General features: G+C 36.5%; 28 protein-coding genes. 25 read left to right on the forward strand and 3 right to left on the reverse strand.

Annotated elements, in window-relative coordinates:
- Window positions 1-53: 53 nt before the first annotated feature.
- On the reverse strand, window positions 54-752 hold the full coding sequence (gene sigK / locus BLR62_RS05615) for an RNA polymerase sporulation sigma factor SigK (RefSeq protein WP_090794393.1): 699 nt from the start codon (window positions 750-752) through the stop codon (window positions 54-56).
- A 129-nt stretch (window positions 753-881) separates the two neighbouring features.
- Window positions 882-1022: a sporulation histidine kinase inhibitor Sda gene (locus tag BLR62_RS05620; RefSeq protein WP_090794396.1), complete on the reverse strand. Its 141-nt coding sequence runs from the start codon at window positions 1020-1022 to the stop codon at window positions 882-884.
- Between the two features lie 364 nt (window positions 1023-1386).
- On the opposite strand from BLR62_RS05620, the gene BLR62_RS05625 reads away from it, so the two are divergent.
- From BLR62_RS05625 to holA, 12 genes are all read left to right on the forward strand, one after another.
- The gene (locus BLR62_RS05625; RefSeq protein ID WP_090794399.1) at window positions 1387-1917 is read left to right on the forward strand and encodes a YqeG family HAD IIIA-type phosphatase; all 531 of its coding nucleotides are present in this window, start codon (window positions 1387-1389) and stop codon (window positions 1915-1917) included.
- Window positions 1890-3005: a ribosome biogenesis GTPase YqeH gene (gene yqeH, locus BLR62_RS05630; protein WP_090794402.1), complete on the forward strand. Its 1116-nt coding sequence runs from the start codon at window positions 1890-1892 to the stop codon at window positions 3003-3005. The genes BLR62_RS05625 and yqeH overlap by 28 nt, the downstream gene beginning before the upstream one ends.
- 12 nt (window positions 3006-3017) lie before the next feature.
- Entirely contained in the window at window positions 3018-3860 is an 843-nt protein-coding gene (aroE, locus tag BLR62_RS05635) for a shikimate dehydrogenase (protein ID WP_090794405.1), read from the forward strand.
- 5 nt (window positions 3861-3865) lie between these two features.
- Window positions 3866-4156: a ribosome assembly RNA-binding protein YhbY gene (gene yhbY / locus BLR62_RS05640; RefSeq protein ID WP_090794408.1), complete on the forward strand. Its 291-nt coding sequence runs from the start codon at window positions 3866-3868 to the stop codon at window positions 4154-4156.
- A 7-nt stretch (window positions 4157-4163) separates the two neighbouring features.
- A complete protein-coding gene (locus tag BLR62_RS05645; RefSeq protein ID WP_090794411.1) occupies window positions 4164-4727 on the forward strand; it encodes a nicotinate-nucleotide adenylyltransferase in 564 nt (187 codons plus the stop codon).
- Entirely contained in the window at window positions 4720-5298 is a 579-nt protein-coding gene (gene yqeK / locus BLR62_RS05650; protein ID WP_090794417.1) for a bis(5'-nucleosyl)-tetraphosphatase (symmetrical) YqeK, read from the forward strand. The genes BLR62_RS05645 and yqeK overlap by 8 nt, the downstream gene beginning before the upstream one ends.
- Window positions 5291-5638 carry a ribosome silencing factor gene (rsfS, locus tag BLR62_RS05655; protein ID WP_090794419.1) on the forward strand — a complete coding sequence of 116 codons (348 nt, stop codon included), beginning with the start codon at window positions 5291-5293 and terminating at the stop codon, window positions 5636-5638. The genes yqeK and rsfS overlap by 8 nt, the downstream gene beginning before the upstream one ends.
- Before the next feature lie 15 nt (window positions 5639-5653).
- Window positions 5654-6403 (forward strand): class I SAM-dependent DNA methyltransferase, encoded by a 750-nt coding sequence (locus BLR62_RS05660; RefSeq protein WP_245719403.1) that lies wholly within the window; start codon window positions 5654-5656, stop codon window positions 6401-6403.
- Between the two features lie 192 nt (window positions 6404-6595).
- Window positions 6596-7207, forward strand: coding sequence for a ComEA family DNA-binding protein (locus tag BLR62_RS05665; protein WP_090794426.1), 612 nt, complete (start codon window positions 6596-6598; stop codon window positions 7205-7207).
- An 18-nt stretch (window positions 7208-7225) separates the two neighbouring features.
- Window positions 7226-7684 (forward strand): ComE operon protein 2, encoded by a 459-nt coding sequence (locus BLR62_RS05670; RefSeq protein ID WP_090794429.1) that lies wholly within the window; start codon window positions 7226-7228, stop codon window positions 7682-7684.
- A gap of 17 nt (window positions 7685-7701) precedes the next feature.
- On the forward strand, window positions 7702-9969 hold the full coding sequence (locus tag BLR62_RS05675; RefSeq protein ID WP_090794432.1) for a DNA internalization-related competence protein ComEC/Rec2: 2268 nt from the start codon (window positions 7702-7704) through the stop codon (window positions 9967-9969).
- A 190-nt stretch (window positions 9970-10159) separates the two neighbouring features.
- Window positions 10160-11182 (forward strand): DNA polymerase III subunit delta, encoded by a 1023-nt coding sequence (gene holA / locus BLR62_RS05680; protein ID WP_090794434.1) that lies wholly within the window; start codon window positions 10160-10162, stop codon window positions 11180-11182.
- A gap of 191 nt (window positions 11183-11373) precedes the next feature.
- Here holA and rpsT read toward each other — a convergent pair whose 3' ends face one another.
- Window positions 11374-11640 carry a 30S ribosomal protein S20 gene (gene rpsT, locus BLR62_RS05685; protein WP_090794437.1) on the reverse strand — a complete coding sequence of 89 codons (267 nt, stop codon included), beginning with the start codon at window positions 11638-11640 and terminating at the stop codon, window positions 11374-11376.
- 166 nt (window positions 11641-11806) lie between these two features.
- On the opposite strand from rpsT, the gene gpr reads away from it, so the two are divergent.
- From gpr to BLR62_RS05750, 13 genes are all read left to right on the forward strand, one after another.
- Window positions 11807-12856, forward strand: a complete 1050-nt coding sequence (gpr, locus tag BLR62_RS05690) for a GPR endopeptidase (RefSeq protein WP_090794440.1) — start codon at window positions 11807-11809, stop codon at window positions 12854-12856.
- Between the two features lie 68 nt (window positions 12857-12924).
- The gene (gene spoIIP, locus BLR62_RS05695) at window positions 12925-14046 is read left to right on the forward strand and encodes a stage II sporulation protein P (protein WP_090794443.1); all 1122 of its coding nucleotides are present in this window, start codon (window positions 12925-12927) and stop codon (window positions 14044-14046) included.
- 14 nt (window positions 14047-14060) lie between these two features.
- Window positions 14061-14315 (forward strand): hypothetical protein, encoded by a 255-nt coding sequence (locus tag BLR62_RS05700; protein ID WP_090794446.1) that lies wholly within the window; start codon window positions 14061-14063, stop codon window positions 14313-14315.
- 125 nt (window positions 14316-14440) lie between these two features.
- The gene (gene lepA, locus BLR62_RS05705) at window positions 14441-16258 is read left to right on the forward strand and encodes a translation elongation factor 4 (RefSeq protein ID WP_090794448.1); all 1818 of its coding nucleotides are present in this window, start codon (window positions 14441-14443) and stop codon (window positions 16256-16258) included.
- 94 nt (window positions 16259-16352) lie between these two features.
- On the forward strand, window positions 16353-17504 hold the full coding sequence (gene hemW, locus BLR62_RS05710) for a radical SAM family heme chaperone HemW (RefSeq protein WP_090794450.1): 1152 nt from the start codon (window positions 16353-16355) through the stop codon (window positions 17502-17504).
- A gap of 100 nt (window positions 17505-17604) precedes the next feature.
- Entirely contained in the window at window positions 17605-18624 is a 1020-nt protein-coding gene (gene hrcA / locus BLR62_RS05715) for a heat-inducible transcriptional repressor HrcA (protein ID WP_090794452.1), read from the forward strand.
- 89 nt (window positions 18625-18713) lie between these two features.
- Window positions 18714-19271 carry a nucleotide exchange factor GrpE gene (gene grpE, locus BLR62_RS05720; protein ID WP_090794455.1) on the forward strand — a complete coding sequence of 186 codons (558 nt, stop codon included), beginning with the start codon at window positions 18714-18716 and terminating at the stop codon, window positions 19269-19271.
- A 27-nt stretch (window positions 19272-19298) separates the two neighbouring features.
- Entirely contained in the window at window positions 19299-21122 is a 1824-nt protein-coding gene (gene dnaK / locus BLR62_RS05725) for a molecular chaperone DnaK (protein WP_090794459.1), read from the forward strand.
- A 157-nt stretch (window positions 21123-21279) separates the two neighbouring features.
- On the forward strand, window positions 21280-22401 hold the full coding sequence (gene dnaJ / locus BLR62_RS05730) for a molecular chaperone DnaJ (RefSeq protein ID WP_090794462.1): 1122 nt from the start codon (window positions 21280-21282) through the stop codon (window positions 22399-22401).
- 31 nt (window positions 22402-22432) lie between these two features.
- Window positions 22433-23383 carry a 50S ribosomal protein L11 methyltransferase gene (gene prmA, locus BLR62_RS05735; protein WP_090794807.1) on the forward strand — a complete coding sequence of 317 codons (951 nt, stop codon included), beginning with the start codon at window positions 22433-22435 and terminating at the stop codon, window positions 23381-23383.
- Between the two features lies 1 nt (window position 23384).
- Window positions 23385-24137, forward strand: a complete 753-nt coding sequence (locus BLR62_RS05740; protein ID WP_090794465.1) for a 16S rRNA (uracil(1498)-N(3))-methyltransferase — start codon at window positions 23385-23387, stop codon at window positions 24135-24137.
- 134 nt (window positions 24138-24271) lie between these two features.
- Window positions 24272-24445, forward strand: coding sequence for a 30S ribosomal protein S21 (gene rpsU / locus BLR62_RS05745; protein WP_090794468.1), 174 nt, complete (start codon window positions 24272-24274; stop codon window positions 24443-24445).
- Between the two features lie 49 nt (window positions 24446-24494).
- The gene (locus tag BLR62_RS05750; RefSeq protein WP_090794471.1) at window positions 24495-24941 is read left to right on the forward strand and encodes a GatB/YqeY domain-containing protein; all 447 of its coding nucleotides are present in this window, start codon (window positions 24495-24497) and stop codon (window positions 24939-24941) included.
- Window positions 24942-24946: the final 5 nt, after the last annotated feature.

Raw genomic sequence — 24946 nt, forward strand, 5'->3', positions numbered from 1 at the left:
ATGTGATGTCGTGGGGGTAAGTTTCTTGTGAGTGAACAGGCAAAATTGCAATCCTAATTTTCTTTTATATAATATTCATGAAAAACTTTCATTAAGGCTCTTTTTTCAATTCTAGACACATAACTGCGTGATATATTCAGCTCTTCAGCGATTTCTTTTTGTGTTTTTTCTTCAGTTTGATTAAGCCCGTAGCGTCTAATTAAAATTAATTTTTCACGATCATCGAGCACATCAAAATATTGGTTGATCTTTTCAATCTCCATATTTAACTGTATAAATTCAACAATATCTTCATTTTCCGCTTGTAAGATGTCGATTAAACTGATCTCATTCCCTTCCTTATCTTGACCGATCGGATCTTGAAGTGAAATGTCTTTACTCTGTTTTTTGGTCGATCGAAGATGCATAAGTATTTCATTTTCAATACACCGTGCAGCATATGTTGCTAATTTCGTTCCTTTAGCGGGTGAATAACTCTCAATACCTTTAATTAAACCAATCGTTCCTATTGAAATAAGGTCTTCTTGATCCTCTCGCGCATTTTCAAACTTTTTCACTAAGTGTGCGACGAGACGTAAATTGTGTTCGATTAATTTATTCCTCGCATGATGATCACCAGCTGCCATTCGCTTTAACTGTTCTTGTTCTTCTTGATACGTTAGAGGTTGCGGAAATGTTTGGTTTTTTACATAGGAAACAAAGAAAAGGGCATCTTTCATTAAAAATAAGAGCGCACTTAAAACAATTGACATCTGTACAGCCTCCTAATTTTGTCATTCATTGGGTGAGTAACCTATCTCATTTAGGCTACCTTAGTTTAATTTATGAGTAGGAAGTTGTAAGATGTCTGTCCATAAATAAAAATGTTCAAGCGAGGTGATTTACACAAGAGATAAGCATCTAAAATGTAGAGCTCGACGTGTTATTTCTGCTTCAATTAATTGAATAAAGTCAGTACTTAGTTGTAACTCTAGAGCTTTTTCATACGATTGCAAAAGTAGATCATCAGATAATTTTTCCATGATAGAGCGTCCCTTCTTGCTTTCTATTTACAAAAAATGTTTTTCACATTCATACTGTATCAAATAAGGTTACGATGAACAAGTTCTAAAAATTGGTCTCGGATGTAGATAACTTTGTGAGTAAATTGTATAAAAATTGCTAAAAACATTGCTATTAAGCTTATTTGGTTGTTGATAATGTTATCCACAAACTCGAATTTTGAGTGAAAGTGTCGGACGATTTTAGTCATGAATTTATAAAGAAGATAAGAAATTTATCATTTTATTTGTATTTTGTTAAAATATTTTTGAAAGTAAGAGTTAAATTGTTTATGATGGTAAAGTGAAAAACAATAAAGATATGCTTAATTGAGGTGGAAATACCGTGTTAAAACGTTTTATACCAGATTTATATGTAGATAATATTTTCGAGTTAGAGCCTGAGTTTTTAAAAGATAAAGGCATTAAAGGAATTATAACCGATTTAGATAATACATTAGTCGCTTGGGACGAGACAGATGCTACTGAAAGGGTAGTGTCTTGGTTTAAGCAAATGGAAGAGAATGAAATTGATGTGACGATTATTTCTAACAATAATCAAAAGAGGGTTAAACGGTTTTCGGAACCATTAGAACGTCCTTATGTGTTCAGTGCTAAAAAGCCATTAAAGCGCGCATTTTTAAGAGCGGTTAAAAAAATGGGGTATCAAAAAAACGAAGTGGCAGTCATCGGAGACCAACTCATTACAGATATATTAGGTGGAAATCGTGCGGGGCTTATTAGTATATTAGTCGTCCCGATTGTTAAAACAGATGATAAAGCGACAAGAATTAACCGAAAAATCGAACGAAGAATTTTAAAACATTTAGAAAAAAGAGGGTTAGAAAAATGGGATCAGAAAAAAATGAAAACGTAACATGCCAAGGTTGTGGTGTAACCATTCAATCGAACGATAAAAATCAACCAGGTTTTGTTCCTGCTTCAGCTCTTTCAAATGATGAAGTCATTTGTCAGCGTTGCTTTAGGTTAAAGCATTACAATGAGGTTCAAGATGTACCGTATACTGATCATGACTTTTTACAATTGATTAGTCAAATTGGTGAAACGAATAGTTTGATTGTTAAACTTGTGGATATTTTTGATTTTAGTGGTAGTTTTATAAAAAGTCTCCACCGATTAACAGGCAATAATAAAGTTATTTTAGTAGCGAATAAAGTAGATTTACTGCCTAAGTCAACAAATCGTGGTAAATTAATTCAATGGTTGAAAAAGTCAGCGGCTGATTTAGGCTTAACTGTTCAAGATGTTTATTTAACATCTGCTAAGACTGGTCAAGGTTTTGACCGTGTTAAAGAGGCAATCGAACACCACCGTGACGGTGAAGATGTATACGTAGTAGGGTCTACTAATGTAGGGAAATCAACGTTTATTAATTATTTAATTAATGAGTCAACAGGTTTGAAAGAAGCGATTACAACGTCTTATTTCCCTGGTACAACACTAGGTTTCATTGATATACCATTGGATGAGACATCGTCATTATACGATACACCAGGTGTGATTAACCGAGGACAAATTACACACTACTTATCGAATGAAGACATTAAAACGATCACACCTACCAAAGAAATTAAACCCCAAGTGTTCCAATTAAACAGTGGCCAAACGTTGTTTATTGGGGGAATGGCTCGAATTGATTTCATAAAGGGAGACAGACAACCCTTCGTTTGTTACTTCTCAAATCAAATTACAATTCATCGTACTAAATTAGAAAAAGCAGACCAACTTTACAGCGATCATTTTGGTGAATTATTATCACCACCTAGTGCATCGTCTGTTGATGAGTATCCACCACTTAAGGAAAAGACGTTTAAAATTAGTGGCGATAAAACGGATATAGTTCTACCTGGACTCGGTTGGGTGACCTTAACGGGTGATGATGTGACGGTGTCAATCGCAACACCTGACAATGTACCAGTTTCTAGACGATCAGCGATTATATAGGGAGATGATAGGATGGAATTAGGACTCATTGGATATCCAGTACAAGGCTCATTGTCACCTTGGATCCACCATCAGTTTCTAGATCAGTTAAATATGACGGGTTCGTATGAATTATATGAAATAGCCCCGGATCAATTTGAAGAACAGATTAGTGATTTTAAACGTAAGAATCTGAACGGTTTTAATGTCACCATTCCATACAAGCAACGTATTATCCCTTATTTAGATGCGCTATCGGATAGTGCGCGTGCTATCGGTGCTGTGAATACTGTTGTTTGCCATAATGGAAAGTGGACAGGCTATAATACAGATGGATTTGGTTTGACGGCTGCATTAGAAGAGCGGTTTGATGATTTATTTTATAAAGACAAGCATGCGTTAATCTTGGGTGCCGGTGGAGCAAGTCGTGGTATTTATTATAGCTTACTCCAAGCCGGTTTTAATACAGTAGATATAAGTAATAGAACATATGAAAAAGCCGTTGAGCTCACCGGTTTAAATAACAGTGATACAATAACGAGCCCAATGACGTTTGATGAGGCTGAGCAAAAAATAAATCACTATGACTTAATTGTCCAAACCACTTCAGTTGGCATGACGCCGAATGAAAAGGCTCAGGTAATTGATTTGGAAAAGATTAAAAAAGGTGCCGTTGTAAGTGATATCGTCTATAAACCATTTTGGACTCAGTTATTAAAGCAAGCATATCAAAAAAGAGCACGTGTTCATCATGGACACGAAATGTTACTTTATCAAGCAAAATTAGCATTTGAGCATTTTACTGGTCAATCGGTAGATGCCAAAGGTATTTTAGGTGATTTTGAAAAAATGATTAAATCAAAAAATGAAGGATGATGACCATGTTAACAGGGAAACAAAAACGCTTTTTGCGTTCAAAAGCACATCACTTAAAGCCAATTTTTCAAGTAGGTAAAGATGGTGTTAATGAAAATATGATTATACAAATTAATGAAGCGTTAGAAAAACGTGAGTTAATTAAAATTTCGATTTTACAAAACTGTTTAGAGGATAAAGAAGATGTTGCCGCTCAGCTCATAGAGGGAACAGGAGCTGAAAAGGTTCAAATTATTGGAAATATGATTGTCCTATATAAAGAATCAGAAGATCACAAAGAAATCGAGCTACCATAGGGTCACTATGAAAAAAATTGGTCTTTTAGGCGGAACATTTGATCCACCTCATATCGGTCATTTAGTCATTGCAAATGAAGTGTATGAAAAATTATCATTAGATGAAATCTGGTTCATTCCCTCTGCTGAACCCCCGCATAAAAAGAAAGCAACGGTGTCAACAGATGATCGATTAGCTATGATCAAAAGTGCTATTAAAGATGAGGATCATTTTAAAGTAAACGATATAGAAATTAAGCGCCAAGGTAAGTCTTATACAATTGATACAATTAAAACACTTAAAGATATGCACCCGGATGTATCATTTTACTTTATTATTGGAGCTGATATGGTCGAGTACTTACCGAAATGGTATAACATTAATGAATTGATTCATTTAATCCGATTTGTCGGTGTCAAACGTCCGGAATACCGATTAGAGACAGCGTATCCTGTTACACTATTGGACGTTCCGGGACTTGATATTTCTTCAACATTAATTAGAGAACGCTTGTTAAACAATCAATCTGTCCGGTACTTGGTTCCTTCTGGCGTTATCGATGTGATAAGAAAGAGAGGATTGTATGAATAGAGAAGAAGCACTGAATAGATTAAGACCCCATTTGTCTGAAAAACGGTATAATCATACAGTGAGGGTATTAGATACGGCACTAGAACTTTCGACGTTTTATGAAGTGAACCGAAAAGAAACAGAATTAGCGGCTATTTTTCATGATTATTTTAAAGAACGTGATGTAAGTGAGATGAAGTCCATTATTATAAATAGTGACCTCTCAAATCATCTACTAAACTTTCATCATGAATTATGGCACGGTCCAGTTGCCGCTTATAAACTTGAATCTGAATTAGGGATTGAGAGTTCGCGTATTAAAGAAGCTATTTATTACCACACGACGGGCAAAGCTAATATGTCAATGCTTGATAAAATTATCTATTTAGCTGATTATATAGAGCCAGGGCGTCAATTTGACGGGATTGAAGATGTAAGAAACGAAGCGTTTCGTTCACTTGACTCTGCGTGTTTTATGGCAGTACGAAATAGCATTCGTCATTTATTAGATCTTGAACAGTTAATTTACCCGGAAACGCTAAATATGTATAATGATCTAAAACGAAAATTGGAGGAATCACATAGTGAGTAATGATCAATTTGTAAAATCAATCGTCAATGCTATTGATGATAAAAGAGGACATGATATTTTAACGCTAGACATGAGAGATGTATCTGTTATGGCTGATTATTTTGTTATTTGTGATGCGACAAGTGAACGTCTTGTCCAAACGATCGCAAAGGAAGTTAAAGAAAGAGCAGAAGAACAAGGTGTTGAAGTCAAACGTACAGAAGGATTTGAACATGCGCGTTGGGTCTTAGTTGACTTAGGAGACGTTATTTGTCATATATTCCATCAAGATGAGCGTAATTATTATAATTTAGAAAAATTATGGGGCGATGCACCGATCGTATCGGTAGAAATCGACTAAATAGGAGTTTGAATCATGTATCAAAAAATGGCGAAAGTATATGATGCACTAATGGAAGATGCCCCTTATGAAGATTGGGTTGCTTTTACGAAAGCCATGTTGGATAAAGATTTTGAATCTCAGCCGAAGCAATTACTAGACCTTGGTTGTGGTACAGGGCAAATAACCGTGCAACTAGCGGATTCATTTAGCCAAGTAACGGGTGTAGATTTATCGAGTGATATGTTAACAGAAGCATCGAATCGATCGATTGAAGAAGGCAAATCAATTCAATGGATTCATCAGGATATGACGCAACTTGAAGGTTTAAAAGGTTTTGATACCGTTATTAGTTATTGTGATGTCATCAACTATATAACAGAAGAAGAGAAAGTAAAGAGTGCTTTTTCAAATGCCTATCAAGCATTGAATGATCGAGGTATGTTTTTATTTGATGTTCATAGTCTCAATCATGTTCAATCAAACTTAGTAGGTGAGGTTTTTAGTGAGGTCTATGATGATTTAGCTTACATTTGGTTCTGTCAAGCAGGTGAGCGTGAAGGTGAGATGATTCATGATCTAACGTTTTTCATTCAAAATGACAAGCAATATGACCGAATAGATGAAACCCATCAGCAACGTACGCTTTCAGTTGAGACATACGTACAGTTGTTAAGTAAGGTTGGGTTTTCAAAAATAGAGATTTACAAAGATTTTGAAACGACACCGATTAATGAAGATGACTATGCTTATGCCAATCGTCTTTTCTTCGTTTGCTATAAGTGAGAAATCAGATTAGTGGATGCTTTTCCCAAAGTATTCACTAATTTTTTTAGTTAGAAAAAGAATTTTACCTCATTTTTAAAGCTGTTTAACAAGTTCAAAGTATTAGCAGGTATTCAGTCAAATCCAGTCGAATATACGTAAATGTAAAGTGGTGTGCTACGCAATTCACCTAATGATTTGAGGAGATGCTTTTTGAATTGGATTAAAGACAATCTTGTTATATGTGCTATATTATGTGTCATTTTAACCGCTCTTACATGGGAGTTTTATTTAAGTGAACGCCTTCAAGTCTCTTCAAATGAAACCGCTCCAATTGACACTTCTACTGAACAATCTGCAATTGAAATGGATGATCACCCTCCTGAACATGAGAAAAATCAAACGAATTCAACCTATTATGTAGACGTAAAAGGTGAAATTCAAAACCCGGATGTGTATCAAGTTGATCAGTCAGATCGAGTCATCGATGTGATTGAAAAAGCTGGTGGATTTAACGACGAGGCAGATACACTTAGCATCAACTTAGCAGAACGTGTTTATGATGAAATGGTGATTACTGTTTATCCGTTGGGGGAAGAAAATGAATCTGTTCAAGCAGAACCAACTCATGATAGAATAAGGATTAATATTGCTGATCAAGCAGAACTCGAACGATTACCAGGCATTGGCGAATCAAAAGCTCAGGCCATCTTAGCTTATCGAGATGAAAATGGTCCGTTTCATTCAACTGCTGATTTGGAAAACATATCTGGTATTGGAGCGAAGACGGTCGAGCAATTAGAAGACTATATTCAATTACCATAAAGACTGAGGAGTGATCATATGGAAAGAATCTCATGGCATCAATATTTTATGGCACAATCTCACTTAATCGCGCTTCGGAGCACATGTGAACGCCTAACCGTTGGAGCAACGATTGTACGTGATAAACGCATGATTGCTGGTGGCTACAATGGAAGTGTTTCGGGAAGTGCCCATTGCGTAGATGAGGGGTGCTACGTAATCGATGGTCACTGCGTCAGAACGATTCACGCAGAGATGAATGCGATTTTACAGTGTGCGAAATTTGGTGCCCCAACAGAAGGAGCTGAAATATACGTTACGCACTTTCCTTGCTTGCAATGTTGTAAATCAATTATTCAAGCAGGTATTAAAACGGTGTATTATGCCAAGGATTACAAAAATCACCCCTATGCCATTGAATTATTCAATGAAGCTGGAGTGAAGTTTGAGCGTATTCCATTAGAAGAAAGTACTTTAAATTTGTTACCACCTGAGTAAACGGTAGGGGTGAAGATGTGAGAGGTAAAGGACACCTGTTTGTATTTGCCACCATTGTTGGGTTTAGCTTAGCCTTAGATAACGGATACGGTACGCTTTATTTGTTCGTTTTTTTAATCTGTTTAATGATTTGGTGGGTTAAAAATCGTTTAACACTTTTAGAAATAGGCGTATTGTTAATCGTTTCTCTTTTTTTCTCTGTTCACTTTAGTGCAAATACGGTCATACATGAGGATAAATCATATCAGACAGAAATGATTATAGGTGAAGTAAGGCGGATAACGAACCGACAGGAAGATTTCACGACATTTTATTTTAAATCTTCCTGTCAAAATGAATTGCTTCAAGTGATCGATACAAATCATCATTCGCCAGATTATGAAGTTGGGAATCATTACAGGCTAACAGGTGTTTATCAAGAAATCGAGCGGCCAACAAATCCTGGTCAATTTAATTATCGCTCCTATTTAAGTCGTCAAGGTATATCCTGGCAGTTTCAAGTGAATGAATCAGAGTTAATGGCTTTAGGCAACAATCGTTTAACGCATCGATTGTTACGACTTCGTGAAGAGTTACTCGTGCATATGACGACTACGCATAGTGAATTTAACGCAGGATGGATTCGATCTTTAGTGCTAGGTGATCGTCACGGTTTAGATGATGGGGTCGAGCAGATTTTTCAAAATTGGCATTTGACCCATCTTTTAGCGATATCAGGTTTACATATTAGTATATTGATTGCTTTGATTTTATTTACTGGTTTATTTGTCTTTCGAATGACGAAGACATCGACTTACATGTTAATTCTGTTGGTTTTAGTTTTATTTCCCTTTATAGCTGGTGGTGCTCCATCGGTTTTTAGAGCAAGTGTTGTTAGTGCGATTGTTGTTTTGCTGTGGTTTTCTGATATTCATCTGAAAGTGATTGATTATTTAAGCTTAACCTTTATATTGCTCCTCATTATTTCTCCTAATTGGATTTATCACCTTGGTTTTCAATTTTCATTTTTAATTACTTATAGTATTATTTTATCGCAAAAAGTGCTCTCATCATTACCTCACATCGCTTATCAGTCCATTTACCTGACTCTGTTATCAACGTTTATTGTTATTCCTATTCAAATTCACCATTTTCATTTGTTCAATCCACTTAGCATTGTGATCAATGTCGTGTGGACTTGGTATTTTTCGATTTGGGTTGTGCCACTTGCCTTCATTTTATTTTTTATTTCGTTTATAATGCCCACTCTAATAACACCTCTAGCTTACTTGTTTGAACTAACGCATCGTTATAGTATGACTTTATTATCTTATATTAACGAAACATTTTATTTTAAGATTGTAGTCGGAGAATTTCCTGCCATTTATATGATCATCTTCTACTCAGTAATGATGCTTGTACTTATTCATCTCGAAAAACGGCAATGGAAGAAACTAAAAATTTCTATCTTCCTGCTTATGATGACATTAGGTTTTGTTTTAATTCGTCCTTATCTAAATCCTTATGGTACTGTGACGATGCTAGACCTTGGACAATCTGATGCACTTATTGTGGAATTGCCTCATCGAAAAAGTGTAATTATTTATGATCTTGGGGCACCCTATCATATAAACCAACAAGAGGTTTCAAGTGCAGAGTACAACAATGTGATAAAACCTTTTTTATACCAAGCAGGCATTCAAAAAATCGATGCTGTCATCTTATCTCATGAACATATTGATCATGTGGGGAGTGTTCCTTTTTTAGTGGATGATTTTAAAGTTAAACGATTTATTACGTCTCCTTATTTTGAATGGATAGATGAATTAACGAGCGTAAAGAAAAGCGTTTCTAGTATTGAGACATATGGGATGAGCGATACGTTTGATATTAATGGCCAAGTTTTTCATGTCATCAGTCCTGAGCGTGATTATCATGATGCAAATGATAATTCTCTCGTCGTGCTCACATCAATCAATGAATTGAATTGGTTGTTAACGGGAGATTTATCAAGTGTTGTCGAAGAACAAATTTTAAACGCCTATACTCAACTACCTGTTGATATATTGTCTATCTCTCACCATGGAAGTGATACGTCCTCAAGTGCTGCATTTTTAGATGCGATTGCTATCGATGTTGGGCTAATATCCGTAGGACGATATAATCGCTATCAACATCCTTCAGATCGTGTTATTCAAGATTTAATCGCTCGAAATGTAACCATCTATCGAACGGATCAAAATGGAGCGGTGCAATTTAAATTTCATAAAAACAGACCAGGAACGTTTATGCCGTTTCATCCATAGTATATAGAAGATCAAAGGGTATAAAAAATCAAAACCGTCATCAAATATCGTTTGCTTATGAGTTACCTAGGGCTCATAAGCAAACGTTAATATAGATAAAGGGAAGGTTTGTCCTTCTCTTTTCTTCTTGTCAAAAAAGTAAATAGCGATTAGGATAGTAATTAGTCATGAAGTGAACGGAGTGGACGTATTGAATTACATAGAAGCACGAAAAGAATTAAAAAACAAACCATTACCTAATCTTTTTTTAATATACGGTACAGAGGACTATTTAATTGAATCGATTGTGTCTCAGATCAGTGAACGTGTTTTAAAAACAGATGATGATCAAATCGAACGTTTTGACCTAGAAGAAACGCCTATTGAAGATTGTGTACTTGAAACAGAAACATATCCGTTTTTTGGTGGTGAAAAAATTGTACTTGCTGATCAAGCCTATTTTTTAACCGCTCAAAAATCAAAGTCAACAATTGAGCATCAAATAGATGCTCTTATAAACTATGTAGAAAATCCTGTTGATTTCTCGACCTTAATACTAGTCGCGCCATTTGAGAAATTGGACGAAAGAAAGAAAATAGTAAAAACCTTAAAAAATCAAGCGATGACCATCCATTGTGAGGAAGTCAAATCTTGGCATTATCATAAATGGGTCGATCACTTACTTGATGAGCATCAGTTATCAATTGACCCAAAGGCCAAAGACATATTAGTAGATAAAACTGGGACACATCTTGCCATATTGGAAAATGAGATTAAGAAGTTGGCTCTTTATGTAGCAGAAGATACTCATGTGACAGAGGAAATTGCATCACAGTTAGTATCAAATAATGGTCAATCAAGCGGTTTGAATTTAGTGGATGCTGTGATGAATAAAGATTTAAAAAAGGCAATCGAAGTGTACAAAGATTTACTTCATTTGAATGAAGAGCCTATTGCACTTATTGCTCTATTAGCTTCCCAGCTTAGAACGATTTATCAAGTAAAACGCTTAAAAACGAAAGGGTATAGTCAAAAGCAAATGGCTCAGCAGCTCAAGGTTCATTCGTATTTGATTAAAATGACTTTAGAAAGGGAAAGACGGTTTGATTTGGAGGCATTGTACCAGGCGTTATCTATTTTAAAAGAAACAGATTTGGCGATTAAACAAGGGAAAATGGATAAAAACTTAGCTTTTGAAATGCTTTTGTACAAACTGATTCATCAGTTGAAATAGCAGATAAAAAATGATATGACTTTTTTGAGGCTAACCCCGCAACAGGCGAGTAGTCGATCACACGCACGCTTTTTATAAAAGCAACGCGCCCGATTGTATCTTTACTCCAACATATCTCCAAAAGCCATAAAAAACGATCCTCTCTAATGATTAGAGAGGATCGTTTTTTATGTTGGTCATTTCAGGTTTTGTTATGCACTAAGTTGATTTACTTTTTTAGTTAAGCGTGATTTTTGACGATCACCGTTGTTTTGATGAACAATTCCGTTCTGAACTGCTTTATCAATGCTTTTAACAGCCTTTGGTAGGGCAGCTTTTGCTTCTTCAACGTTATTTTCAGCAACAAGTTTCTCAACATGTTTGATGTTGGTGCGCATTGTTGACTTAAATTTCACGTTCTGTACTCGGCGATCTTCATTAACACGAATACGTTTAACTGCTGATTTAAGATTAGCCATTTATTTTCACCTCCACTTGTTCGAACCATAATTCATTTGTTATGGACAAAGGTCATTGTACCAAAGCTTCGTCAAGTTTTCAATAAAAATATTGGAAAGAAAGGGTTGTATAGATAGTAAATGGGTTGGCTACACTAATTTTATATTTAGAGAGGGGTTAATTTAGATGAAGCATAACGAAGGATTAACGATTCGGACCGATTTAGCGATTGAAGCGAAAGATTTATTTTCTGACTACGACCATTCAACAAAGGATAAGACCATTTCGATGTCAGGGCTTAAGGTTCATCACGTTTGGGTAGATGAAGCGGCAGCTGAAACGCTTAATAAGCGTAAAGGTCATTACATTACGATTGAAACTAATGCGATTAAAAAAAATGACCCGGATCAAAAGCAAAATACATCACATGTTTTAAAAGAGGTACTTCAACAGTTGTTAGGTGAAAAAGGTATTTCACAAGACAGTCAGTGTTTAGTTGTTGGATTAGGGAATAATTATGTCACACCTGACGCACTTGGCCCTTCAGTTATTAGTAAACTGTTAATTACGAATCATTTGTTTGAGTATCACCCTGAATATATTGAAGATCATCAACGTCCAGTTGCAGCTATATCTCCGGGTGTCATGGGTGTTACAGGTATTGAAACAAGTGATGTCATTAAAGGTGTAGTGAATGAAATGAAACCTGACTTTTTATTAGCGATCGATGCGTTAGCTTCGAGGTCGGTTGAACGTGTTTACTCAACTATACAACTATCGGATGCAGGTATTAATCCAGGGTCAGGGATTGGTAATAAACGAAAAGAATTAAGTGAGGATGTCTACGGTATTCCTGTTATATCAATTGGTGTACCAACAGTTGTTGATGCGGTTACGATTACAAGTGATACGATTGATTTTGTATTTAAACACTTCGGAAGAGAGTTTAGTGAGAAGGATCAGCCCAAAAGTCGATTAGCACCGGCCCAAATATCGATTGGAGAGAAAAATTTAACGGAAAGTGATTTGCCAGAAGAGCACACTCGAAAAGAGCTATTTGGTATGATTGGTGGTTTAGAAGAAGATGAAAAACGTCAATTGATCCAAGAAGTATTAACCCCATTGGGGCATAACTTAATGGTAACGCCAAAAGAAGTGGATGCTTATATTCACGAACTATCAAAAGTGATTTCTGATGGAATCAATCAAGCCTTGCATGAACAATCTAGTGATTAGATGTTCATGTTCTATTCATCTATTCTCTAGCATATGCATTACTAATCACTAGAGAAAGAAGGTTGTCCATGCGCCAAACCCATTATTTTAAAAAATATACAATACGAATCGTAAAAGCTATGCTTCTTTGGACACTGATTACCTGTATTCTTTATTTACTTGTTGGATTGGTTGTCTTTCAATCTTTTACTGAGAGACTACCATTTCCGTTATTAAGAGAGTTTAATGAACAAATTGATCAGTCGATCTATCTTCATATGGTAAGTAGGACAAGCTCAGTCTTTAAAGCTGCGCCTGATGAAAGTGAAGTCATATCTACTCGACCGATTCAGTCTCTTTTTACCATGAATGGCGGTGGTACTCGAACATTGTTTGGTAACGAATTACCAGGCTTTTCATCTTTTAATCAACAGATTATTGTCGCGCAAAGTGATACGAATTACAGTAACCTACCTGTGGAGCTAACCCCTCCGATGGAAATCTTTGAATCTAAGAAAGTAGATAATGAAGAAAAACCTAGAGAGTCAGAGACTGAAATAACAGGTGATCCAAATGTGTTTATTTATAATACGCATACAAGGGAATCATTTTTACCGCATTTAGATGGCATTACAGATCCGTCGCATGCGTTTGATGTTGATGTGAATGTCACATTAATTAGCCAATACTTGAAAGATAAATTTGAGAAAAATGGAATTCTTACTTTAGTTGATGAGACAGACTTCACAGATGTATTAACAGAAAATGGGTGGGATTATTGGAGAAGTTACGATGCTAGTCAGCCCGCTGTAAAAGAAGTCATTAATCAATATGAAGCCATTCAATATGTATTTGACGTGCACCGTGATAGCCGTAGGCGGGAAGATACGACCATCACGATTGATGGTGAGGATCACGCACGTATATTTTTTGTTATTGGATCTGATTTTCAAGGAAATGAGACGAATATTGCTATAGCAAAGGAACTACACAATCGTCTTGAAGCTTTTGCACCGGGTATTAGTAGGGGTGTAGTACAGATGGGCGGTCAAGGTAGGAACGGAGTTTATAATCAAGATTTGTTAGATAATAGTTTGCTTATCGAATTTGGTGGTGTTGATAATACATTAGAAGAGATGTATCGTTTAGCAGATGTTTTTGTAGAGGTGTTTAGTGAATACTTTTGGCATGCTGAACCAGTTAATCAATAGAGGAGTGAATGGATATGTTAAAAGGCATTTTAAAATGCATCGTTTATACAGGCGTGATTCTAATGATGATAAACTTGGCTGAAGGAGAACCTCAAGAAGATGTATTTACGGAGGATCTTATATACAACGGATATATAAATGAACAACAAGTAACTGATATACAGAATGATGATCCTATGACTTATGTTATGGCTCAACATGTCGAACGTTGTGGTGTATTTGTATATGATACATTAATTAAAGCAATCGCAAACTCTAATTTATTTTAAATACGATGAATTCAGACTAAGCGTGTCGATAAAAGGTTGCATATTAAGAAAATAATTGAATCCACAACCTTTCACTGCTATAATCAACCTAGTATTGTTGTCTCGAGAAAATAGGAGTGAATATTGTGACGAATAAAAGAAACCAAGAGCGTGTCCGAAACTTTTCTATCATCGCTCATATTGATCACGGAAAATCAACACTAGCTGATCGAATATTAGAAAAAACAAAAGCACTAACACAACGTGAGATGAAAGAACAGTTTTTAGATGGGATGGACCTAGAACGTGAGCGAGGTATTACCATTAAATTAAATGCTGTTCAATTAAAGTACCAACATCACGATGATGAAGAGTATTTATTTCATTTAATTGATACACCGGGGCATGTCGACTTTACATATGAAGTGTCTCGAAGCCTTGCAGCTTGTGAAGGTGCAATCTTAGTGGTTGATGCTGCACAAGGAATTGAAGCTCAAACATTAGCGAACGTGTATTTAGCACTTGATAACGATTTAGAGATCATTCCCGTTATTAACAAGATTGATCTCCCGAGTGCAGACCCAGAACGTGTTAAGCAAGAAATTACCGATGTTATTGGTATCGACGGTGAGGAATCGCTTATGGTTAGTGCGAAATCAGGTATAGGTATTGAGTCGATCTTAGAAGCTATCGTCGATCAAATCCCAGCACCCATAGGAGATTCCAAAAATCCGCTGCAAGCGATGATATTTGATTCAGTGTATGACCCATATCGTGGTGTTATTGCCTATATTAGAGTGAAAGAAGGAACGGTTAAAGTAGGCGATGAAATTCAAATGATGGCCACAGGGAAAACGTTTGTTGTTAATGAAATAGGGGTTTTCACACCTAAGCCAACACCGCTTGATGAACTGACAGTCGGTGATGTAGGGTACTTAACAGCATCAATTAAAAATGTTGGGGATTCACGTGTAGGTGATACGATCACTTTAGCTAATAACCCAGCGACAAAACCGTTACCTGGTTATAAGCGTTTAAATCCAATGGTGTTTTGTGGTCTATACCCAATTGATGCCAATCGTTATAATGATTTAAGAGAAGCGCTAGAACGATTAGAGTTAAACGATTCATCATTACAGTATGAAGCAGAGACCTCACAAGCATTAGGGTTCGGTTTCCGTTGTGGTTTTTTAGGCTTGTTGCACATGGAGATTATTCAAGAACGAATTGAACGTGAATTTAATATTGATTTAATTACAACAGCCCCAAGTGTTATTTATCAAGTCGAAAAAACAGATGGAGAATCTGTCACAATTGATAATCCATCATTTATGCCGGATAATCAATCGATTCATACGGTTTCAGAACCCTACGTTAAAGCAACAGTGATGGTGCCAAATGATTTTGTGGGTCCTGTTATGGAGTTATGTCAGAAAAAACGTGGCGATTTTGTTGATATGGAGTACTTAGACGAAAATCGTGTCAATGTTACGTATGATATTCCTTTAGCAGAGATTGTTTATGATTTCTTTGATACGTTGAAGTCTCAAACCAAAGGGTATGCATCGTTTGATTATGACATGGAAGGTTATAAAGAATCGAACCTTGTGAAGATGGATATCTTACTAAATGGCGAGACGATTGATGCTCTATCATTTATCGTTCACCGTGATTTTGCATTTGATCGTGGGAAACAAATTGTTGAGAAATTGAAAAACTTAATTCCTAGACAACAATTCGAGGTGCCTGTTCAAGCAGCGATTGGAAATAAGATCGTCGCAAGATCCACGATTAAAGCAATGCGTAAAAATGTCTTATCTAAATGCTACGGTGGTGACATTTCAAGAAAGCGTAAATTATTAGAAAAACAAAAAGAAGGTAAAAAACGGATGAAGATGGTAGGATCAGTTGAAGTTCCGCAAGAAGCCTTCATGTCTGTTTTACGTATGGATGATGACGAATAAATAGACGTATGTGCCCTTGTTTATTTCTTTTAACAAGGGCATTAAACTTGTTTAATAAAGCGACATCATCTGTTAGAAAGGGAGGGTTATGTTCATGATTGAATCTGTTTATATACACATCCCATTTTGTGAGAAAATTTGTTATTATTGTGACTTTGTCAAGTTTTTTTATGAAGAAAAAATGGCAGATGATTACTTAGAGGCGCTAGAAAATGAAATGAGTCAACGATTAGCATCTCAAAGACAAAACGTCAAAACAATTTATGTTGGTGGGGGAACACCAACTGCCTTAAATGACCAACAACTTGAAAGGTTGCTCGACCGAATTGCTGGTCACTTCAATACCGAAACTGTTTTAGAATACACCTTTGAAGCAAATCCAGGTGATTTAACGGAATCAAAAATTATATTATTGAAAAACTATGGTGTCAATCGTATTTCAATGGGGGTTCAAACCTTTGATGATGAATTATTAACAGATTTAGGTCGCTTGCACAGGACAGAAGATGTGGATCAAAACATTGAATTATTAAAAAAACATGGCTTAACGAATATTAGTATTGATCTTATGTACGGCTTACCAAAACAAACATTGGAAGGTTTTAGACAGACGATCAAGAAAGCATTGTCCTATGATTTACCACATTATTCATCGTATTCATTGCAAATTGAACCGAAAACTATTTTTTATCAACGTTATAAAAAAGGTCAACTCCAAAAATCTCCAGAAGAATTGGAAGCGGCCATGTTCAATTTATTAATCGAAGAAATGAATAAACACGGTAAAGTGCAGTATGAGATTAGTAATTTCGCTAAACCTGGATATGAAAGTCAACATAACTTGACGTATTGGGACAATAATTATTATTATGGGTTCGGTGCAGGTGCGCACGCTTACTTACCAGGTGAGCGGATCATTAACCTAAGACCGTATCCGTCTTATGTAAAAAAAGCGAACGATACAGGAATGCCTGTACTTCATACTGAGAAGATTACAGTAAAAGAAGAAATAGAAGAAGAGCTCTTTTTAGGTTTGAGAAAACGAGAAGGAGTGAGCGCTAGTCAATTTGTTGAACGATATAATCGGTCTTTAAATGATATTTATGCCGAACCAATCGAGGATCTTATGAACAAAGGCTGGCTTGAACACACTCCAGATGGTATAAGAATGACTGAATCAGGTCAACTATTTGGTAATCATGTTTTTAGTCAATTTCTGTTAGATGATGATTTTAACTTGAATTAAGAATTATAAAGCAATTGCATTGACAACTTATAATGGATTTGATAATTTATTATTAGAATTAGCACTCGAAAAGAGTGAGTGCTAACAGAGGTGATCATCGATGCTATCAAACAGACAACTTTTGGTATTGCAAGTCATAATTGATGAGTTCATCGAAACAGCTCAGCCAATTGGCTCAAGAGCAATATCAAAAAAACAATCGGTCTCATTTAGTCCTGCTACGATCCGTAATGATATGGCGGATCTAGAAGAAATGGGTTTCATTGAGAAAACACACTCTTCATCTGGCCGTGTGCCGTCAGAAAAAGGGTATCGTTTTTATGTGGATCATTTACTATTGCCAGTTCATTTATCAGATCGTGATCAACGAACAATATCAAACTTATTTGATCAAGACTTAGTTGAGTTTGAGCAAGTTGTTCAAAAATCTGCCCATGTCTTATCTGATTTAACAAATTATACATCGATTATTTTGGGCCCAGAGGTTTATGAAACAACACTCAAGCAATTGCAAATTATTCACTTGTCGGAAACGACAGCACTTGCCATTCTTGTGACAAACACAGGCCATGTTGAACATCGGTCGTTTACTGTTCCTGAGAAGATAAAAGCCACTGATTTAGAGAAATTAGTCAACATTTTGAATGAAAGACTGATCGGTGTCCCAATCGTTCATCTTCACAAACAACTGCAAAAAGAATTGACAAGTGTACTCGATCGTTATGTCGATAATGTTGAAACGGCCTTTGACTACTTAAAAAGTGCGCTGTTAGATCAACACCCAAACAATATATATTATGGCGGTGTGACCAACATTATGTTGCAACCTGAATTTAATGATGTGGAAAAAGTCCACTCATTATATTCATTAATGGAAAAAAACGATTTAATTGCGAATGTTTTACGAACAACTGGAGAGGGTATCCATATTTCTATTGGCCAAGAAAACAAAATCGATGAAATGCAAGACTGTAGTTTAATTACGGCCACGTACTCCTTGGCAGGCCAACAATTAGGGACGATTGCACTCCTTGGTCCTAAGCGGATGGAGTATTCGAGAGTTATTTCGTTAATTAATGTGTTATCAAATCAAATGACACGAACATTTAATGATTGGTAGAATTTATAAATTGATAATGGCTTTCGCCTATGTTGATCATGAACTTTCATTTATAATGCGTGTTTTAAATAATAGGGGGTGACCTTTAAATGAGTGAAGAAAATCGCGAAGAAGTAATTGAAGAGGTCGAAGAAGTTGAAGAAGCTGAACAAGAACTTGTTAGTGATACTGATGAGCAAAAAGAAGAAGCAGAAGAGATCTCAGAACTCGACCAAGTAAAAAAAGAAAAAGAAGACTTACAAGATAAGTACGTCAGACTACAGGCTGAATACGATAATTTCAGAAAACGAACTCAACGAGAAAAGGCAGCAGATTTAAAATATAAATCCCAATCTGTCGTTGAACAACTATTACCTGTAGTTGATAATTTCGAACGTGCTTTAGAAGCAAAACCAGATGATGACACCGTAACTACATTCTATGAAGGAATGGAAATGATTTATCGCCAACTTGAACAAGTCCTCGAATCCGAGGGTGTAGAAGAAATTAAAACAGTTGGGGAAGCGTTTGATCCAAATGTGCATCAAGCAGTTTTACAAGTTGAAGATGACAACTATGATTCAAATGTAGTTGTTGAAGAAATGCAAAAAGGCTATCGTTTAAAAGACAGAGTCATAAGACCTGCAATGGTAAAAGTAAATCAATAGAGAAGTAAATCGAAGGAGGAAATTAAAATGAGTAAGATTATTGGAATTGACTTAGGAACAACAAATTCATGTGTATCTGTTATGGAAGGTGGCGAAGCAAACGTCATCCCAAACCCTGAAGGTAATCGAACAACAGCTTCTGTTGTGTCATTTAAAAATGGTGAGCGTCAAGTTGGAGAAGTAGCAAAGCGCCAAGCTATTACAAACCAAAATACAATTCAGTCAATTAAAAGACACATGGGAACTGATTATAAAGTAGAAGTAGAAGGTAAAGAGTATACACCTCAAGAAATATCAGCAATTATCTTACAATATATTAAATCATACGCTGAAGACTATCTAGGTGAAACAGTTGAAAAGGCTGTTATTACTGTACCGGCATACTTCAACGATGCAGAGCGTCAAGCAACAAAAGATGCTGGTAAAATCGCTGGCTTAGAAGTAGAGCGTATTATTAACGAACCAACAGCTGCTGCACTTGCTTATGGTATCGATAAAGGTGACCAAGACCAAACAGTTCTTGTCTATGACCTTGGTGGTGGTACATTTGACGTATCGATCCTAGACATTGGCGACGGTACATTTGAAGTCGTTGCAACAGCAGGTGATAACCGCTTAGGTGGTGACGACTTTGACCAAGTCATCATCGATCATATGGTGAAAGAATTCAAGAAAGAAAACGGTATTGATTTATCACAAGATAAAATGGCTCTTCAGCGTCTAAAAGATGCAGCTGAAAAAGCGAAAAAAGATTTATCTGGTGTGGGTCAAACGCAAATCTCATTACCATTTATTACGGCAGGCGATGCAGGTCCATTACACTTAGAAATGACACTAACCCGTGCGAAATTCGATGAATTATCAACTGAATTAGTCGAACGTACAATGGGGCCAACGCGTCAAGCACTTAAAGATGCTGGTTTTAAAGCATCTGACATTAATAAAGTGTTACTTGTAGGTGGTTCAACACGTATTCCAGCTGTACAAGAAGCAATCAAGAAAGAAATTGGTCAAGAGCCATCTAAAGGTGTTAACCCAGACGAAGTTGTAGCACTAGGTGCCGCGATTCAAGGTGGCGTTTTACAAGGTGATGTTAAAGATGTTGTCTTACTAGACGTTACGCCTCTATCATTAGGTATTGAAACAATGGGTGGTGTGACTACTAAATTAATTGAACGCAATACGACCATTCCAACAAGTCATTCACAAGTATTCTCAACAGCTGCTGATAATCAAACAGCAGTAGACATCCATGTCTTACAAGGTGAACGTGAAATGGCGCAAGATAATAAAACACTCGGACGTTTCCAATTAACAGATATTCCACCAGCACCACGTGGCGTACCTCAAATTGAAGTATCATTTGATATTGATTCAAACGGTATTGTGAACGTGCGTGCTAAAGATTTAGGTACAAATAAAGAACAATCCATCACAATCAAGTCTTCTTCTGGACTTTCAGATGAAGAAGTTGAACAAATGGTGAAAGATGCAGAAGAAAATGCAGAAGAAGATAAGAAGCGTCGTGAAGAAATTGACTTGCGCAACGAAGCGGATCAACTTGTATTCCAAACAGATAAAGTCATCAAAGATTTAGGCGAACAAGTGACAGATGAAGAAAAACAAAAAGCTGAATCAGCTAAAGACGAGCTAAAAGAAGCGCTAGAAGGCGACGATACAGAAGCAATTAAGACAAAGAAAGAAGCGCTTGAACAAGAAGTTCAAACATTATCTATGAAACTGTATGAGCAAGCACAACAAGCTCAAGGCGGCGAGGAACAACAGGCAAAACCTGAAGATGATGTCGTCGATGCAGATTATGAAGAAGTAGATGATGAAGAGGACAAATAAATAAAAATTGCTAGGTTGATACAAAGTCAAAGTCAGGTATACCTTGACTTTGACTTTTGTCCTGTTTAAGCCAGGTGTTAGAAAGAAATGTTGAGGTTCAAAACGTATTAATGTTATGATTAACGTTATGTACTAAAAGAGACGGGAGTGAGACGTCATGAGTAAACGTGATTATTATGATATATTAGGTGTCGATAAAGGGGCGTCAAAAGACGAAATAAAAAAAGCCTATCGAAAATTGGCACGAAAATATCACCCTGATGTCAGTGAAGAAGAAAATGCATCAGATAAATTTAAAGAAGCAAAAGAAGCATATGAAGTCTTAAGCGATGATCAAAAACGTGCCCAATATGACCAATTCGGTCATGATGGCCCACAAAGTCAATTTGGTGGTGGCGGATTTGGTGGCCAAGACTTCGGAGGCTTTGGTGACATCTTTGATATGTTCTTTGGTGGTGGCGGTCGTCGCGATCCAAATGCACCAAGACAAGGGAATGACCTACAATATACGATGGTTTTAGAATTTGAAGAAGCCATATTCGGTAAAGAAACCGATATTCATATCCCGCGTGAAGAAACATGTGAAACATGTAGCGGTTCAGGAGCAAAACCAGGTACACAACCTGAGACGTGTCAACATTGTCAAGGTAGTGGCCAACTAAATGTTGAGCAAAACACACCATTCGGTCGAGTGGTTAATAAACGTGTATGTCATCACTGTAATGGTACTGGAAAAGATATAAAAGATAAATGTACGACATGTCAAGGTAACGGAAAAGTGAAAAAACAAAAGAAAATCCATATCAGTATTCCAGCAGGTATTGATGACGGTCAACAAATCCGAGTGGCTGGACAAGGTGAGCCAGGCATAAATGGTGGACCATCAGGTGATTTATATGTTGTCGTTCAAGTGAAGCAGCATGAATTTTATCAACGTGATGGTGATCACATTTTTTGTGAAATGCCACTTACGTATACGCAAGCAGCTCTTGGTGATGAAATTGAGGTGCCAACTGTTCACGGAAAAGTGAAATTAAAAATTCCAGCCGGAACCCAAACAGGCAAAACGTTCAGACTGAAAAGCAAAGGGGCTCCAAATGTACGTGGATATGGTCATGGAGATCAGCATGTTCGTATGCGTGTCATTACACCGACAAACTTATCTGAGCGTCAAAAAGAGTTGCTTCGTGAATTCAATGACTTAGGTGGAAATGAACCACTTGATGAGCATGAAGATTCGTTTTTTAGTCGAGTGAAACGAGCCTTCAAAGGTGAGTAGTTTTAAACTTTAAAGAAATGAGTTGATGATCTTGAAATGGTCTGAATTGTGTGTTCATACGACGAATGAAGCAATTGAACCGATATCTAATCTAATGCATGAAGCAGGAGCAAGTGGTGTAGTGATTGAAGATGTCCTCGATTTTGCCAAAGAACGACCGGATACATTTGGTGAAATGTATGAGTTAGATCCGAATGATTATCCAGAAGAAGGCGTCATATTAAAGGCATATTTACCTGTAAATAGTTCTTTAAAGGATACAGTCGATCAGATAAAACAAGCGATCAATCATTTAGTAACGTACGGTATTAATATTGGACACAATCAATTAACAGTGAATGAAGTGAATGAAGAAGACTGGGCAACAGCATGGAAAAAGTATTATAAACCAGTCAAAGTATCAAATAAAATTACCATTACACCTACTTGGGAAGATTATCAAAAAGTGTCATCTGATGAAGTAATTGTTGAATTAGACCCTGGTATGGCATTTGGCACAGGAACGCATCCGACAACGGTATTAAGTATGCAAGCATTAGAGAAATACTTGCAAAAAAGTCAAACGGTTATCGATGTGGGAACGGGATCTGGTGTTTTAAGTATAGCATCTGTCTTACTCGGAGCTGACCAAGTCTACGCATATGATTTAGATGATGTAGCTGTCACAGCCGCTAAAATGAATGTCGACTTAAATGATGTGTCATCACAAGTTAAGGTTGAGCAAAACAACTTATTAAATGATGTGACGATTCAACCGGATGTTATGGTTGCTAATATACTTGCAGAAATTATTTTAAAGTTCGAAAAAGATGCTTATCGATTGTTAAAACCAGGTGGTGTGTTTATAAGCTCTGGTATTATTAAACAAAAGAAAGATGATGTTAAACAAGCTTTAATTGATGCAGGTTTTGAGATTTTGGAAGTCAATCAAATGGAAGACTGGATTGCGATCGTTGCCAAAAAAACTGAAGAGGTTTCCTAATATGCAACGCTATTTTATTGATCCTACCAGTTGGAATGAAGACACAGTCGTTATATCAGGAAACGATGCACATCATATTAAGAATGTGATGCGTATGTCAGAAGGTGAAAGTGTCATTTGTGTAAATGTAAAGGCACAAGTCACAGCTGAATGTTGCATTACTAATATTAAGGATGATGTGACGTTAACGGTTTTAAATTATCAAAACGAGGCTGTAGAGCTACCTGTTCACGTGACGATTGCTCAAGGTTTGCCTAAGGGTGAAAAATTGGAATCCATTGTACAAAAGTCGACTGAACTTGGTGTAGATAGGATTGTCCCTTTTGAAGCAGATCGTTCGATTGTGAAATGGGATTATAAAAAGAAAAAGAAAAAACAAGATCGCCTCGTGAAAATATCAAAAGAAGCAGCTGAACAATCCCACCGATCCTACTTGCCAACCATTTCACCGGTGACATCTTTTTCTGATGTTTTAGCAATTCTTGATGATTACGATCATGTATTGGTTGCACATGAAGACACCACAAGACAGATTGAGGCTAAGAGGTTAAGTTATTATTTTTCATTATTCAAACCAGATGATAAGATAATGTGCGTGATCGGCCCAGAAGGTGGTATATCAGAAGGTGAAATAGAAGCGTTACAAGAAGCGAAAGTAAAGCCCATTCGCTTGGGCAGAAGAATCTTACGAACTGAAACAGCAGCACTTTATTTTTTATCTGCTCTTTCGTATCATTTAGAAGAACAAGAATGATTAGAATTCTCACATTAAGGCTAAAACTTAAAGTTGACCTATTATAACCTGTATATTATAATACTAAGAGGCAATAGTTGTAGATACATATTGTCTAATTTAATTGTTAATGCTTCGGAGGGAGGGAAATTAGCATGTCAAACACAACTCGCGTTCGTAAAAACGAGTCTCTTGAAGATGCTCTTCGTCGCTTTAAACGCAGTGTATCAAAATCAGGTACAATATCTGAATATCGTAAGCGTGAATTTTATGAAAAACCTAGTGTTCGTCGTAAGAAGAAATCTGAGGCGGCTAGAAAACGTAAGTAATTTCAATGTGAGAAGCCCAGAGTTTCTTATGAAGAGGGTGTATAAGTAGATGTCATTATTAGACCATCTGAACCAAGATATGAAACAAGCGATGCGAAATCGTGAAAAACAGAAATTAAGTGTTATTCGCATGGTTAAAGCATCACTTCAAAATGAAGCGATCAAACTTGGTAAAGAAGAATTATCTGAGGAAGAAGAATTAACGGTTTTAGCACGTGAGCTAAAACAGCGAAAAGATTCCCTCCGTGAATTTGAAGAAGCTGGTCGTGAAGATCTTGTAGAAAACTTAAGGTTTGAAATAGATGTTTTACAAGTATACATGCCAAAACAGCTAACAACTGAAGAGCTTGAAGAAATTGTGCTTGAAACCATTAAAGAAGTTAACGCAACTTCAAAGCAAGAAATGGGTAAGGTAATGGGTGCGCTCATGCCAAAAGTAAAAGGTAAAGCAGACGGAACAGAAGTGAAAACACTCGTTCAAAAGCATTTATCTTAACAACT

This window comes from Pelagirhabdus alkalitolerans (assembly GCF_900096905.1).
GTDB classification, from domain to species: Bacteria; Bacillota; Bacilli; order Bacillales; family Amphibacillaceae; genus Pelagirhabdus; species Pelagirhabdus alkalitolerans.